This window comes from Ignavibacteriales bacterium, from assembly GCA_026390795.1.
In the GTDB taxonomy this organism is placed as follows: domain Bacteria; phylum Bacteroidota; class Ignavibacteria; order Ignavibacteriales; family Melioribacteraceae; genus Fen-1258.
Window position 1 is genome coordinate 2,268,670 of record JAPLFG010000003.1, and the last position, 14,957, is coordinate 2,283,626.

The 14,957-nt window shown below is 36.6% G+C and carries 10 protein-coding genes; all 10 read left to right on the forward strand.

The features are described 5' to 3' along the window. Window positions 1-559 precede the first annotated feature (559 nt). Window positions 560-2,014: a CoA-acylating methylmalonate-semialdehyde dehydrogenase gene (locus NTX65_13390; GenBank protein ID MCX6170335.1), complete on the forward strand. Its 1,455-nt coding sequence runs from the start codon at window positions 560-562 to the stop codon at window positions 2,012-2,014. Between the two features lie 105 nt (window positions 2,015-2,119). Beyond that, the gene (locus tag NTX65_13395; protein MCX6170336.1) at window positions 2,120-2,989 is read left to right on the forward strand and encodes an acyltransferase; all 870 of its coding nucleotides are present in this window, start codon (window positions 2,120-2,122) and stop codon (window positions 2,987-2,989) included. 39 nt (window positions 2,990-3,028) lie between these two features. Beyond that, window positions 3,029-4,363: an aspartate aminotransferase family protein gene (locus tag NTX65_13400; protein MCX6170337.1), complete on the forward strand. Its 1,335-nt coding sequence runs from the start codon at window positions 3,029-3,031 to the stop codon at window positions 4,361-4,363. A gap of 33 nt (window positions 4,364-4,396) precedes the next feature. Further along, window positions 4,397-5,758 carry an NAD(P)-dependent oxidoreductase gene (locus tag NTX65_13405; GenBank protein MCX6170338.1) on the forward strand — a complete coding sequence of 454 codons (1,362 nt, stop codon included), beginning with the start codon at window positions 4,397-4,399 and terminating at the stop codon, window positions 5,756-5,758. 3 nt (window positions 5,759-5,761) lie between these two features. Next, the gene (gene preA, locus NTX65_13410) at window positions 5,762-7,081 is read left to right on the forward strand and encodes an NAD-dependent dihydropyrimidine dehydrogenase subunit PreA (protein ID MCX6170339.1); all 1,320 of its coding nucleotides are present in this window, start codon (window positions 5,762-5,764) and stop codon (window positions 7,079-7,081) included. Between the two features lie 79 nt (window positions 7,082-7,160). After that, window positions 7,161-7,520: a four helix bundle protein gene (locus NTX65_13415; GenBank protein MCX6170340.1), complete on the forward strand. Its 360-nt coding sequence runs from the start codon at window positions 7,161-7,163 to the stop codon at window positions 7,518-7,520. A gap of 76 nt (window positions 7,521-7,596) precedes the next feature. Then, window positions 7,597-8,985 carry a dihydropyrimidinase gene (gene hydA, locus NTX65_13420; GenBank protein ID MCX6170341.1) on the forward strand — a complete coding sequence of 463 codons (1,389 nt, stop codon included), beginning with the start codon at window positions 7,597-7,599 and terminating at the stop codon, window positions 8,983-8,985. A gap of 68 nt (window positions 8,986-9,053) precedes the next feature. Then, window positions 9,054-10,472, forward strand: coding sequence for an NCS1 family nucleobase:cation symporter-1 (locus tag NTX65_13425; GenBank protein MCX6170342.1), 1,419 nt, complete (start codon window positions 9,054-9,056; stop codon window positions 10,470-10,472). 181 nt (window positions 10,473-10,653) lie between these two features. Continuing rightward, window positions 10,654-12,903: a PAS domain-containing sensor histidine kinase gene (locus NTX65_13430; protein ID MCX6170343.1), complete on the forward strand. Its 2,250-nt coding sequence runs from the start codon at window positions 10,654-10,656 to the stop codon at window positions 12,901-12,903. 89 nt (window positions 12,904-12,992) lie between these two features. Further along, the gene (locus NTX65_13435; GenBank protein ID MCX6170344.1) at window positions 12,993-14,759 is read left to right on the forward strand and encodes a PAS domain S-box protein; all 1,767 of its coding nucleotides are present in this window, start codon (window positions 12,993-12,995) and stop codon (window positions 14,757-14,759) included. The last annotated feature ends 198 nt before the right edge of the window (window positions 14,760-14,957 follow it).

Consider the following 14,957-nt stretch of genomic DNA (forward strand, 5'->3'; position numbering starts at 1 on the left):
GATAACAAATATTAACAGCATAATATTTTAAATCTTTCATCGCTAATTCTAAAACTAAATTTTCAAATACTTTCAAAATTCTAGCTAAACGATGACCTAAAATAAATACTTCGGCTAATAATGAATAGCTGTCTTAAAGAATGAAGAAGTTCTATTACAGCAACTCTCAATTTTATCTGTTATTAACATTAATTGCAGCCGAATTTTTGAACGAATTTTGATAGCTCTAACTATAAGTTAAGTGATAGTTACTCAAATTTCAAATACCCGAAAAGCTAAAAATAACATACTGATTAATACATTTTTAAAGATTGAGTTAGTTGTAAAAATAACAACCGCTGGATTTCAGAATCAAAAAATAATTTGATCTAATGAATCTATTATTACTTCCAAACAGTTTGGTTGCTCAACCATGTGCGTTATCTATTCAAACTTGCCAAGGCAAATTTTGATAATAGAACTTAGGTGTCCAAAGAAAGGATGGATTCCTATAAAAATAATTTCTATTTTCTTTGTGTAAGAGAGAAAATAAATTGTTCTTATCAGAAATGAGGGATTTATGAAGTACCCCGCATTAAAAAATTATATTGATGGAAAATATGTTTCCGGCAGCGGAACAGATTTAGAAGTAAACTCACCTTTAGATGGCTCTATAATTTCCACCGTACCAATTTCAAAATCCAAAGATGTTAATCAAGCTGTAATAGCCGCGCAAAGAGCATTCCCATCATGGTCGGCAACACCAATCAAAGAAAGAGCACAAATATTTTTCCGCTACAAAACTCTTTTAGAAAAAAATATGAATGAACTTGCTTCATTGGTTCAAGAAGAGAATGGCAAAACAATTTCTGAAAGTATTGCCGAAGTTGAAAAAAGCATTGAAGTTACAGAGTTCGCATGTTCTATGCCTCAGATTGCCTCAGGTGAAATTTTGGAAGTAAGCAAGGGAGTTGATTGCCGGATTGAACATTGTCCAGTTGGTGTAGTTGCTTCTATTACTCCATTTAATTTTCCAAACATGGTTCCAAATTGGACTATACCTAATGCGCTTGTTCTCGGAAATTGTATGATCCTCAAACCATCAGAGCAAGTACCAATTAGCGCTAATAGAATTGCGGATCTTCTAAAAGAAGCCGGTTTACCCGATGGTGTTTTTAATATTGTACATGGAACAAAAGATGTTGTAGAAGCAATTTGCGACGATCCCGGGATTCAAGCCGTTTCGTTTGTTGGATCCACAAAAGTTGCTAAAATTGTCTATGCTCGTGCAACTTCAAATCTCAAACGCGCATTAACACTCGGCGGAGCTAAAAATCATTTAATTGTTCTTCCCGATGCAAATGTAAATATGACTGCATCAAATGTTGCGGCTTCGATGTCCGGTTGCGCAGGACAGCGATGTATGGCAGCATCTGCAATGGTTGCAGTCGGTTCCGTAGATCATATAATCGAACAGCTCGTTCTGGAATCGAAAAAAATTATTCCGGGAAAAAACCTTGGTGCAGTTATATCGCTTCAGGCAAAAGAAAGAATCGAAAATTACATTACAGAAGCAGAACGCGAAGGCGCTAAAATTTTATTAGATGGAAGAAATTGTAAAGTCGTTGGCAAGGAAAATGGTTTTTATGTTGGTCCGACTGTAATCGATTTTGTTAGACCCGAAATGCGAATTGCGAAAGAGGAAGTATTTGGTCCTGTGTTAGCAATTATAAGAGCGGAAAATGTTGACACTGCACTTTCGATACAAAACAGTTCTAATTACGGAAACGCTGCATCGGTATTCACGCAAAACGGCGGAATGGCTAAATACATCAGCGAACGTGCTAGTGCCGGAATGATCGGAGTTAATATTGGTGTGCCTGTTCCTAGAGAACCATTTTCATTCGGCGGCTGGAATGAATCTAAATTTGGAACTTGTGATATCACCGGTAAAAGTTCTATCGAATTTTGGACAAAACTGAAAAAGACAACTATAAAGTGGAATCCAGATTCAAAAGTAAATTGGATGTCTTAAAATACTAATTCATAATTGAGAATGTGGAATTCAAAATTTGAATCTATAGTAAGTTGTAATATTTTTTCTTGAATATTGATTATCCCAAAAAAGAAAGGTGCAAAAATGAGTAGAATAGTTCGCGGAGGTTTAATTCAAGCGTCTCTCTCTATGTCAACCGAACAACCCATCGAAAAAATCAAACAATCAATGATTGAAAAGCATTTATTAATGATTGAGCAAGCCTCCAAAAAAGGCGTTCAAATTATTTGCATGCAGGAGCTTTTTTACGGGCCATATTTTTGCGCTGAACAAAAAACTAAATGGTATGCACTTGTTGAAAAAGTTCCTGAGGGACCAACAATTAAGTTAATGCAGGAAACCGCAAAAAAATATAATATGGTAATTGTAGCTTCGGTCTATGAAGAAGAAATACAAGGTGTTTATTATAACACCGCCGCTGTTATTGATGCCGATGGAAAATATCTAGGCAAGTACCGCAAGCATCACATTCCGCATTGCGATCCCGGATTTTGGGAAAAATTTTATTTTAAACCCGGCAACCTTGGCTTTCCGGTTTTCAAAACTGCTTATGCGGATATTGGTGTTTACATTTGCTACGATCGTCATTTCCCGGAAGGAGCGAGAATTCTTGGATTGAACGGAGCGGAAATTATTTTTAATCCTTCGGCTACTGTTGCCGGACTTTCAGAATATTTATGGGAACTTGAGCAGCCGGCTCATGCAGTTGCAAATGGATATTTTGTCGGCGCAATTAATCGTGTAGGTACTGAAGCTCCTTGGAACATTGGAGAATTTTACGGCAAAAGTTATTTCTGTACTCCTCGCGGAAAAATTATTGCACAAGCAAGTAGAGATAAAGATGAATTAGTAGTTGCAGATCTTAACCTTGATGAGATTCTTGAAGTAAGAAATGTTTGGCAATTCTATCGAGATCGCCGTCCGGAAACTTATGAGATAATTACGAAAGTATAACGGAAGAAGAGAATTATTCATAACAAAGAAGGTGCTAATTTGACCCCTGAAGAAATTGTTGCAATCACTGCAAAGCATACTTATGGTACTTGGAGATTTCAGAAAAACTGGAATCCACTTTACATTGTTGATGCTGAAGGATGTTACTTCACGGATTCATCCGGTAAAAAATATCTTGATTTTTCATCTCAGCTTATGTGTGTTACACTGGGACACAAAAACCAGGCAGTCATTAAAGCAATTGAAGAACAAGCAAATAAACTGGCATATGCCGCTCCGGGATTTGCAACTGAAGTTCGTGCGGAATTAAGTAAACTATTACTCGAAGTTTTGCCAAAAGGATTAGAGAAATTTTATTTTTCAACATCCGGAACAGAAGCAAACGAAGCTGCAATTAAAATTGCACGAATGTACACCGGCAAGTATAAAATTATTTCGAGATATAATTCATATCATGGCTCTACGGCCGCATCAATTGCCGCAACCGGAGATCCAAGAAGATGGGCAGTTGAACCATCCGGAAAAATTGACGGAGTAATTTTTGCGCCTGAATGCAATTGCTATCGTTGTCCTCTCAATCATTCTTATCCGGAATGTAATGTTGCGTGTGCGGATTATATTGAACATATGATTAAGAATGAAAGCAATGTTGCCGCAATTATTCTTGAACCTGTGGTTGGAACAAACGGAATTTTAATTCCTCCTAAAGAATATATGCCGCGCTTGCGAAAAATATGCGATGATAATAACGTTTTGCTTATTGCAGATGAAGTAATGAGCGGATGGGGAAGAACAGGAAAATGGTTTGCGATGGATCATTGGAATGTTCAACCGGATATTCTTACTACGGCTAAAGGAATTACTTCTGCTTATGTTCCTCTTGGATTAACCGCAACTACAATGAAGATTGCCGATTACTTCAACGATCATTACTTTGCACACGGACATACATATGAAGCTCATCCGTTAACTCTCGCACCTGCGATTGCGGCAATCAATGAGTTGAAGAATCAAAAATTAATTGAACGTGCAGTCGAGATGGGCGAATATTTAAACAAAAAGTTAATGGCGATAAAACCGAAACATCCTTCGATTGGGGACATAAGAGGAATTGGACTTTTCTATGCTGTTGAACTTGTAAAGAATCAAATCACAAAAGAATCATTTAATACAAAAGAAGATAAAGTAAACGGCAAGCCATTAATGGTTGATAAGGTCACATCCGAGATGATGAAACGAGGAGTATATATGCAGGGATGGGTAAGTCATTTTGTAATTGCACCCCCGTTAATCATAACTAAAGAACAGATTGATTCCGCTGTTCAAACATTGGATGATTGCCTTTCATTCGCTGATGAAGCTGTTATTAAATAGTTTTTATTTATTTTTATAGAGAGGGTTTCTTTTATGAAGAATATTGCCCCAGAACTTCCGGCAGAGCAATACGAAAAAAACTTTGCCGAACTTCATCCTCCTTTTACTCACAACTCCGCCGTTATTGAAGCTAACCGTTGTCTTTATTGTTATGATTCACCTTGCATGAAAGCTTGCCCGACTCACATTGATATCTCGACTTTTATAAAAAAGATATCAACCGGCAATCTTCTTGGTTCTGCAAAAACAATTCTTCAATCAAATTGGGTCGCTTTGACCTGCGCAAAAGCTTGTCCGGTAAAAGTTCTTTGCGAAGGGGCTTGCGTTTATAATTCTAAAGATGAAAAACCGATTGAGATTGGAAAACTTCAACGGTTTGTAATTGATAATTATTTCGCGAAGGGGATGCCAACACTTTTTCAGAAGGCAAAGAAAAAAAGAAAAACAATTGGCATAGTTGGTTCAGGTCCTGCCGGACTTGCATGCGGGGCAGAACTTGCTCTCCTTGGTTATGATGTTACAATTTATGAATCGAGCGACGTACCCGGCGGTTTGAATACATGGGGCATTGCGCCGTATAAAATGAGAAGAGAAGATAGTTTGAAAGAAGTAGAACTTGTAAAAAGTTTTGGTGTTGAAATTAAAACCGGAGTAGCAATTGGAAAGACAATTCAAGTTGATGATTTATTAAGAAAACATGATGCACTTTTTCTCGGAGTTGGTTTGGGAGAAAGCCCTAAGCTTTCTTTACCGGGTGAAGAATTATCAGGTGTTATTGGAGCGCTTGAGTTTATTGAAAAAGTAAAAACAGAAAATTGGAAAGATGTACGTGTTGGTAAAAAAGTTGCTGTTATTGGGGCAGGTAATACTTCTATTGATGCGGCAACGGAAGCAAAGCGTCTTGGTGCCGAACAAGTTTTTATTATTTACAGAAGAAGCAACGTTGAAATGTCTGCGTATGATTTTGAATACGATCTCGCGAAGAAAGATGGAATTGTATTCTATTTTTTAACGTCACCTAAAAAAATTACCGGTGAAAAATTTGTTGAAGGAATCGAATGTTTAAAAATGAAACTTGGAGAGCCTGATATAAAAGGGAAGAGAAGACCAGTTCCGGTTCCCGGTTCGGAATTTATTCTTCCGGTTGATATGGTTATTAAAGCTATCGGACAGGAAACCAAATCAAGTTTTTTAAATTCTATTTCCGGTTTAACAATTGATGATGAAGGCTGCGTTATTGTTGATCAAGAATCTTATCAAACAACCAATCCCAAAATTTTTGCCGGTGGTGATTGCATAAACGGCGGCAAGGAAGTTGTAAATGCAGCATACGATGGAAAACGAGCAGCTCACGGCATTGATTCATTTTTATCGAGATCAAAAGGAGAGAGGTAAATAATGGTTGATCTATCAATAAATTGCGGCGGAATAAAATCTCCAAATCCTTTCTGGCTTGCTTCAGCGCCGCCTTCGAATTCTGCTTACCAAAATTGCAAAGCATTTGAACAAGGCTGGGGTGGAACGGTCTGGAAAACTATCGGAGAACCGGTAATGAATGTTTTCAACCGTTACGGTGGACTCGATTATAACGGACAAAAAATTTTTGGATTGAACAACATTGAATTGATTAGCGACAGACCGATTGAAATTAATCTGAAAGAAATAGCCGAGACAAAAAAACTTTGGCCGGAACGTGCTGTGATTGTTTCATTAATGGTGGAATCGAAAAGAGAAACCTGGCATGAGATAGTAAAAAGAACAATAGATACCGGTTGTGATGGGATCGAATTGAATTACGGTTGTCCGCACGGAATGAGCGAAAGAGGAATGGGTGCGGCTGTGGGACAAGTTCCGGAATATTGCCAGATGATAACAGAATGGGTTACAGAAGTATCAACAATTCCTGTTATTGTAAAACTCACACCGAACATCAGCAATATTCAATTACCCGCAAGAGCGGCAAAAGCTGCCGGTGCAAATGCAATTTCTCTCATCAATACAATTAATAGTATCATCGGAATTAATCTTGATACGTTTGAGCTGCAGCCGAATGTCGGCGGTAAAGGCGGACACGGCGGATTTGCGGGGCCCGCAGTTAAACCAATCGCGCTGCATCTACTTTCTCAAGTTGCTATCGATCCCGAAGTCAATCTTCCTCTTTCAGGAATTGGCGGTATCGGCAATTGGAGAGACGCTTTGGAATTTATTCTTCTCGGTGCGTCGAGTGTTCAGGTTTGTACCGCTGTAATGCATCATGGATTCAGAATAGTAGAAGATATGATTGAAGGCATGACCAACTGGATGGAATCGAAAGGATTTAGTTCGCTTGATCAAGTTAGAGGTAAATCTCTTCCCCGTATAAATGATTTTGGAAATTTTGATTTGTTGAATAAAACGATCGCTAGAATTGATCAATCAAAATGTATCCATTGCAATTTATGTTACATCGCTTGCGAGGATGCTGCCCATCAATGTATCGATCTTACTCAGGTAAACGGATACAATCAAACTGTAGTAAGAGAAAATGATTGTGTCGGTTGTGCGCTTTGTTCTCTTGTTTGTCCGGTTGAAGGATGTATTTCTATGACAAGAATAGATGACGGCTCTGCATCAAAGACATGGAACGAACTTACGGAAGAGTTTAAGAAAAGCGGAAAACCATTGACGTGGGAAAACCTTGCAGAGTTTCAACATAAGCATGGAATAGAAATTCACTAAACCGTTTAGCTGTCAGCGATCTGCTTTCAGTTTAATTTCTAAATGGTGAGAGATTACTAAATACAATAATGGGGTGTCTATGAAAGATTTTAGAAATTTAAAAGTTTGGGAATTATCCCACAAAGTTGCTTTATCAATTTATGATATAACAGCTTTATTCCCGAAAGATGAAATTTATGGCTTAACAAGTCAGATTAGACGAGCAAGTGTTTCGATTCCAACCAATATTTCGGAAGGATGTGGAAGATATTCAGATGCAGATTTTAAAAGATTTTTACAAATTGGCTTTGGTTCTGCCTGTGAGTTGGAATATCTCTTACTGCTTTCAAATGAATTGAAATATGTATCGAAAAAAGATTATGATCAGATAATCTCTGAAATTATTGAAGTGAAAAAAATGTTGAGTGGTCTAATCAAAAAGTTAAAAGAAAAATCATAAAGTATTCAGCTCTCAGCCAGCAGCTACTAGTTTTTCTGAAAGCTGATTGCTGATAGCTAAAAGCAAGGAGTAAATCATGTCATTACTAATTAAAAACGGTCGCATCATTACTGCCGAACAAGATTATACTGCCGATATATTTATCGAGAAAGAAAAAATTTCAACAATTGGTCTATCTTTAAAGAGCGACGCAGATAAAACTATTGACGCCAACGGGAAGTATGTAATTCCCGGCGGAATAGATGTTCATACGCACCTTGATATGCCGTTTGGCGGAACAACCTCTTGTGATAATTTTGAAACTGGAACTCGCGCCGCAGCATTTGGTGGTACAACTTGTCTTATCGATTTTGCTACTCAGGCAAAAGGAACGAAAATGCGTACGGCATTAGATACATGGTGGAAAAAAGCTGAAGGTAAAGCTACAATCGATTACGGTTTTCATATGATCATAACGGATTTACCGGAAGCTGATCTTGGCGATATGAGTGATATGGTGCGGGAAGGAGTAACTAGTTTTAAATTATTCATGGCATATCCAAATGTTCTTTTAGTTGACGATGCAACAATCTTCCGGGCAATGAAGCATACCGCAAATACCGGAGCTTTAGTTTGTATGCATGCCGAGAACGGCGGTGTAATTGATTTGATAGTTCAAAAAACTTTAGCTGAAGGAAAGACGGCACCGATCTATCATGCGCTTTCACGTCCTACGTCTGCAGAAGGTGAAGCAGTGAATAGAGCTATTGCTCTTTCTCAAATGGCAGGAGCGCCGGTTTACATTGTACATCTTTCATGTAATGATGCACTAGAAAAAGTTGCCGAAGCACGTGATAGAGGACTTCCGACTTTTGCGGAAACTTGCCCGCAATATCTTTTCCTTTCTCTTGATGATATGAACAAACCCGGATTTGAAGATGCAAAACTTGTTTTTACTCCTCCGCTCAGAGAGAAATGGAATCAAGAAAAACTTTGGGCTGGACTTAAAAAGAATACACTTCAAATTGTATCAACAGATCACTGCCCGTTCTGTTTTCATGAACAGAAAGAGCTTGGTAAAAATGATTTTACGAAAATTCCAAACGGCGGACCAGGAATTGAACACCGGATGCAATTAATGTTTGACGGCGGTGTCAACAAAAACAAAATTACTCTTAATCGTTGGGTAGAACTCACATCAACTGCCCCGGCAAAAATGTTTGGATTGTTTCCGCGTAAGGGAACAATTGCACCCGGTTCTGATGCCGATATTGTTATATGGGACCCGGAAAAAGAACATATCATTTCAGCAAAGACACATCACATGGCTGTAGATTATTCAATGTTCGAAGGAAGAAAAGTTAAAGGTGATGCAGAAACTGTAATTTCGAGAGGCGAAATGATTGTAGAAAATAATAATTTTTTGGGTAAAGCCGGCAGAGGAAACTATCTAAAGAGAGACACTTACGGCAGCGCCTGGAAGTAACCATACTTGACATATTAAAATAATTCTCAATAATTATTTCTTATTCATTTATTAATGAAAGGGAATCAATGGATAATATTTCTTCCGGTAGTCTGGTTGAAACTGATCTTTCCGAACTTCATGATACAAGACTCTTCAATAAAGATCTCGCTCCGACAAAAATAAATCAACGTACTTGGGGCACATATAATATCGCATCGCTTTGGATCGGCATGAGTGTTTGCATTACAACCTATATGCTTGCCAGCGGACTTATTGCTGGAGGTATGAATTGGTGGCAGGCATTAATGACAATTACTCTCGGAAATATTATTGTTCTTGTACCAATGGTTCTTAATGCACATGCCGGAACGAAATATGGAATTCCATTTCCTGTTCTTGCAAGAGCAGCATTCGGAACTCTCGGTTCAAATATTCCGGCATTACTGCGTGCGGTTGTTGCGTGCGGCTGGTTCGGAATTCAAACATGGATTGGAGGGCAGGCATTTAATTCACTCATAATTATAATTTTACCTCAATGGGCAGTTTTTTCATATGGGCCTGCAATAGGCTTTATGATTTTCTGGGCAATGAATGTTTATTTTATTATCAATGGAATGGAATCAATCCGCTGGCTGGAAGCTCTCGGTGCTCCGTTTCTACTTGTTGTAGGAATTGCACTTCTAATTTGGGCTTACATTCAAGCAGGCGGTTGGGGACCAATATTGAATCAGCCTAGCAAATTTCAAACTGCAGGAGAGTTCTGGAGATTCTTCATTCCTTCGTTAACAGGTATGGTTGGATATTGGGCTACACTTTCACTAAACATACCGGATTTTTCCCGTTATGCAAAAAGTCAGAAAGCACAGATACTCGGTCAAGCGATTGGTCTGCCGCCGACTATGGCATTATATTCATTTATCGGTGTTGCTGTAACTTCGGCAACAGTTGTTATCTTCGGTGAAGCCATTTGGGATCCGGTTCAACTCTTAACAAAATTTCACAATCCTATAATTGTAGTAATATCTTTATTGGCTTTAATGGTTGCGACATTAACAACGAATATCGCCGCTAATGTTGTTTCACCGGCGAATGATTTTGCAAATCTTTATCCTAAAAAAATAACTTTTATTCGCGGCGGAATGATGACGGCTATACTTGGTATTGTCATAATGCCGTGGAAATTATTATCGGACTATAGTGCATACATATTCGGCTGGCTGGTTGGGTATTCTGGATTCTTGGGACCGATTGCAGGTATTTTGATTTGCGACTATTTTCTCATTAAGAAAAAAAAATTAAATGTTCTCGATTTATATAAAAGAAATGGAGAATACGAATTTTCGAACGGGTTTAATCTTAAGGCAATCTATAGTCTGCTGGCGGGAATTTTTGTAGCTCTAATCGGTCTATTGGTTCCTTCACTAAGATTTTTATATGATTATTCTTGGTTTGTTGGTTTTGCCGTTTCATTTATTCTTTATTTAGTTCTTATGAGGAAGAGTTAAGAATTCGTTATAAATTTAAAAATGGACTAAATGACTTAAAGGATTCATTTCGTTAAACTAGTTAGGTTTTTGGAAAATAAATTCATTAAGAATTACTAAAATGTTTTTTGTTTAAAAAAACAATAAGTTTAATGGTAATTAAAACGGATGATCTTCTGCTTTATTAGTTTTAGAGAGTCATGTGAAAAAAATATCGCCATTATTAGAATCATCAAATATTTCCCCTAAGAAAATTCTATATATTTCCTTAACCATTACCTCTTTAATAATTTTTGTTTTTGGATATTTTATTTGGAGTTCAAATATAGATTTTCAAAAATTTGTCAATGTAGATCAAAATTTGAATAATCTTACCGGAAAGATTTTTTATCTAGACGAAGTATTAACTATGTCTGCCCGTTTAGCTGCAGCCTCTGGTGATTTAAAATGGGAAAAACGTTATAGAGAATTTGAACCACAGTTAGACTCAGCGATTAAAGTGTTGAAATCATTAGCTCCAAATGCATTTATAACGGAAGGAGCCGGACGTACAGATAGCGCAAATGTTAGATTAGTAGAAATGGAAAATGAATCATTTAAAATGGTGAGTGAGGGTTCTCTTTCGAAAGCGGCTGGTATATTATCTAGTGAGGAATATAATAGAGAAAAAAATATCTATCATGAGGGGCTTGAAAAAGTTATCAATAATCTTAGGGAAAGAACTGAAACTTCAATTGATAATAACCGCATTAGGTATCAGTGGGCCCTGGTATTTATTATTATATCATTAATTACACTTATATTCGTATGGCTTGGTTCAATGGGTGTTATGAAGAGATATCTTACTCAAAGCAAACGAATTGAAAAAGCATTGAAAGAAAACGAACAAACTTACCGTACAATATTCGAAAGCTCTGCCGATGGAATGTTTTTGATGACAGATGTTTTCCGAGATTGCAACAATGCTGTTTGTAAATTATTTAAATGCAAAAAAGAAGATATTATTGGTCATTCTCCCGCAAGTTTTTCACCGGATATTCAGCCGGATGGTAAGAATTCTTTTTATTCCGCAAGTGAAAAGATAGAAGCAGCATTAAATGGATTTCCTCAACGGTTTTATTGGCAGCATAAAACGAAAGATAATACTCTTTTTGATGCCGAAGTCTCTTTGAATGCGGTTATAATCCGTGGTGAAAATTTAATTCAAGCTGTTGTTAGAGATATTTCTGAACGGAAAAAATCAGAAAAAATTCAAGAAGTGCTTTTTGAAATATCTGAAGCCGCCTACAGCGCTTCGGACATGTATTCATTATATAAAAAAATTCACGCAGTGGTTGGAACGTTAATGTCGAGCAAGAATTTTTATATTGCTCTCTACGATGAAAAAACCGGTATGATTGAGTTTCCTTATTCCATTGATGAATTTGATCCGCCAAGACCAACTAGAAAATTTGGTACAGGTTTAACGGAATATGTTTTGCGGACGGGTCAAGCCGCTCTTCTAAATCAACAGAAAGATTTGGAATTGAGAAAGAAGGGAGAAGTTGGATTGAGCGGATCGCCAGCTGCTATATGGTTGGGAGTACCTTTAAAGATCGGAGGCAAATCCATTGGTGTTATAACAGTACAAGATTATGAAAATGAAAAAGCTTACGGTGAAGAAGAGATGCAGTTGTTAATTTTTGTTTCAGAACAGATTGCACAGGTAATTGAACGGAAAAGAAATTCTTATGCGATAAAAAAATATACAGATGAGCTTAAACAACTGAATCAAACCAAAGATAAATTTTTCTCGATCATTGCGCACGATCTTAAAAATCCTTTTATAACAATTCTTGGCTTTTCAGATTTACTCCAATCAGATTATGATGAGCTTTCGGACGATGAGAGAAAATTTTACATCCATGAGATGAAAAAATCAGCCGAAATTTCCTATCATCTTCTCCAAAATTTACTTCATTGGTCGCGCGCGCAAACAGGCAGGATTGAACTAAATCCGCAAAAGCTTGAGTTAATAAAAATAATTAATGAAAATTTCCTTCTATTAATAAAGACCGCGGAAAAAAAACAAATCAAGCTTTTACAGGAAGTTCCAGATGATTTATTTATACTGGCAGATGTGGATATGATGAATTCAATTATGCGGAATCTTTTGACTAATGCGATAAAATTCAGCCACAAAGGAGGAACCATTAAAGTAAATGCCGGGGTAGAAGAGAATTTCGTAGAAATCACGGTCACTGATAACGGGATTGGAATGAACCCAGCGACTATCGACAACCTTTTCAAGCTGGATTGTACGCAATCAACTAGTGGTACTGAAAACGAACTTGGCACCGGATTGGGATTAATTTTGTGTAAAGAATTTGTTGAAAGGAACGGAGGAAAGATAAGGGTTACAAGCGAAGTTGGTAAAGGAAGCAAATTTATATTCACACTTCCGTTAATTTGAAATCGTATTTAATGACTTCGTTTATTATATCTTACTGGTATTCTATTTCTCAATTTTATATTCTGTAACAATTTTTACGCGAGAATGTCATGAGCAATGAAAAATTATTTGAAGACGAAACAAAAAGCAAACTTGAACTTATTAAAGAGCTCAAAACACTTCAGTCCGAGATGAAGCTAATTGAAGCGAATCTGTTTAAAAACGGGAATAAAATTGAGCTTGCAGAGAACGAAAAACGCTACCGTACTCTTTTTGAAAATGCTCCTGTTGGAATAGTTATGCTGGATCAAAATGACAGGGTATTGCAAATCAATAAAACATTTGAAACGATTTTTCAATACTCACTTGATGAAATTCACGGTCACTACATTAATGATTTTATAATTCCCGATTCAAAAGTTGAAGAAGCTAAAACTCTCTCCTTCAATACGCTGCAGAAGATAGGCGCTAATAAAGAAACAATTAGAAAAAGAAAAGACGGAAGTTTTGTCCCGGTGCAAGTATTAGGCGTCCCTATAGAAATTAACGATACACTAATCGGCATTTATGGAATGTATGTTGATATTACAGAAAGGAAGCAGACTGAAGAGAGACTTTTAAAACTAAATCGAATCTATGAAGTAACGAGCAACATTAACACAACCATTGTACATACATCGGATCAGAAATCATTATTTGATGAAGTTTGCAGAATTGCAGTTGATGATGGAAAGTTTATAATGGCCATGATAGGATTGATCGATGAAGAATCTAAAAATATTATAAACGTCGCACACAATGGATTTACCGGCGATTATGTAAAAAATATGAATATTAATTTGAAAGATAAAAAATATAGAGACTGTCCAACAAATATTGCCGTGGAAACAAAAGAATACTGTGTCTGTAATAATATTGAAACCGATGTAAGAATGAAACTTTGGAGCGCACTTGCGCTTAAGAATGGCTACCAATCTTTTTGTACAATACCGCTTATAGTGTTTGAAAAAGTGTATGGTGTTATTTATTTATTTAGTGAACAGAAATATTTCTTTGACGAAGAAGAAATGCGCTTGCTGGAAGAAATGGCAATGGATGTCTCTTACTGCATCGAAAATATTTATAATGAAAAGAAACGAAAAAAAGCCGAAGAACAAATTTTGCTTGCAAAAGATAAAGCGGAAGAAGCAAATAGATTAAAAAATAGTTTTCTCGCAAGAATGTCTCACGAATTTAGGACGCCTCTAAATGTTATTCTCGGCAGCTGCAATATTATTAATGAAACATACTATAAGTCGGCTACTGTGGAAACCAGAACAATTTTTGATACGATCGATGAAGAATGTTTGAGACTTCTTACGACTATGACCGAGATATTTGATATCTCAAGTATTGAATCGGGGAATTTTAAGATTGATCTTAAACCTATATCTCTTAATATGGCTGTTAAATTAAGCTGCCAAAATTTGAAAATTATGGCCGATAAGAAAAAATTAAATGTTGTAATGGAATTCCCGGATCCTGAAATTATTGTTAAAGGAGATGAATACTGTCTGCATGGAGTTGTATTTAATCTTTTACATAATGCAATTAAGTTCAGTAATAAAGGGACAATCAAGATTACGGTTAGATATGATAATCAAAATGGATTCTGCTCGATCTCCGACGAAGGATTAGGTATGTCTGAAAATTATCAAAAACATTTATTCGAAATGTTTAGTCAAGAAGATGTAGGATATTCACGCCCGTTCGAAGGAACCGGATTAGGATTAGCGCTCACTAAAAAATATATAGAATTGATGTTTGGTGATCTGGAAATAGACAGCAAAAAAAATGTTGGGACTACTGTCGAATTTAAAATTCCCTTGTTCAAGTAAAAGTTAAAAATATCTATAAGGTAACATCCATATAGAAAAATACACATGCCAATCGAAGATCAAAGACCCTTCCTTACCAACATATTTCAATACCAAAATCCTTAAACGGGATTTGTTTTCATCATCTGTTTCATAAAGAATTATATGAGGAGAATATTTTTTATCACTTATTCTGAATAAATAATTAATTTACAGTAG

Excerpts from the sequence above, each read along its gene's own strand:
- NTX65_13390 (MCX6170335.1), top strand. The coding sequence starts at position 560 with ATGAAGTACCCCGCATTAAAAAATTATATTGATGGAAAATATGTTTCC.
- NTX65_13395 (MCX6170336.1), top strand. The coding sequence starts at position 2,120 with ATGAGTAGAATAGTTCGCGGAGGTTTAATTCAAGCGTCTCTCTCTATG.
- NTX65_13405 (MCX6170338.1), top strand. The coding sequence starts at position 4,397 with ATGAAGAATATTGCCCCAGAACTTCCGGCAGAGCAATACGAAAAAAAC.
- preA (MCX6170339.1), top strand. The coding sequence starts at position 5,762 with ATGGTTGATCTATCAATAAATTGCGGCGGAATAAAATCTCCAAATCCT.
- NTX65_13415 (MCX6170340.1), top strand. The coding sequence starts at position 7,161 with ATGAAAGATTTTAGAAATTTAAAAGTTTGGGAATTATCCCACAAAGTT.
- hydA (MCX6170341.1), top strand. The coding sequence starts at position 7,597 with ATGTCATTACTAATTAAAAACGGTCGCATCATTACTGCCGAACAAGAT.
- NTX65_13425 (MCX6170342.1), top strand. The coding sequence starts at position 9,054 with ATGGATAATATTTCTTCCGGTAGTCTGGTTGAAACTGATCTTTCCGAA.
- NTX65_13435 (MCX6170344.1), top strand. The coding sequence starts at position 12,993 with ATGAGCAATGAAAAATTATTTGAAGACGAAACAAAAAGCAAACTTGAA.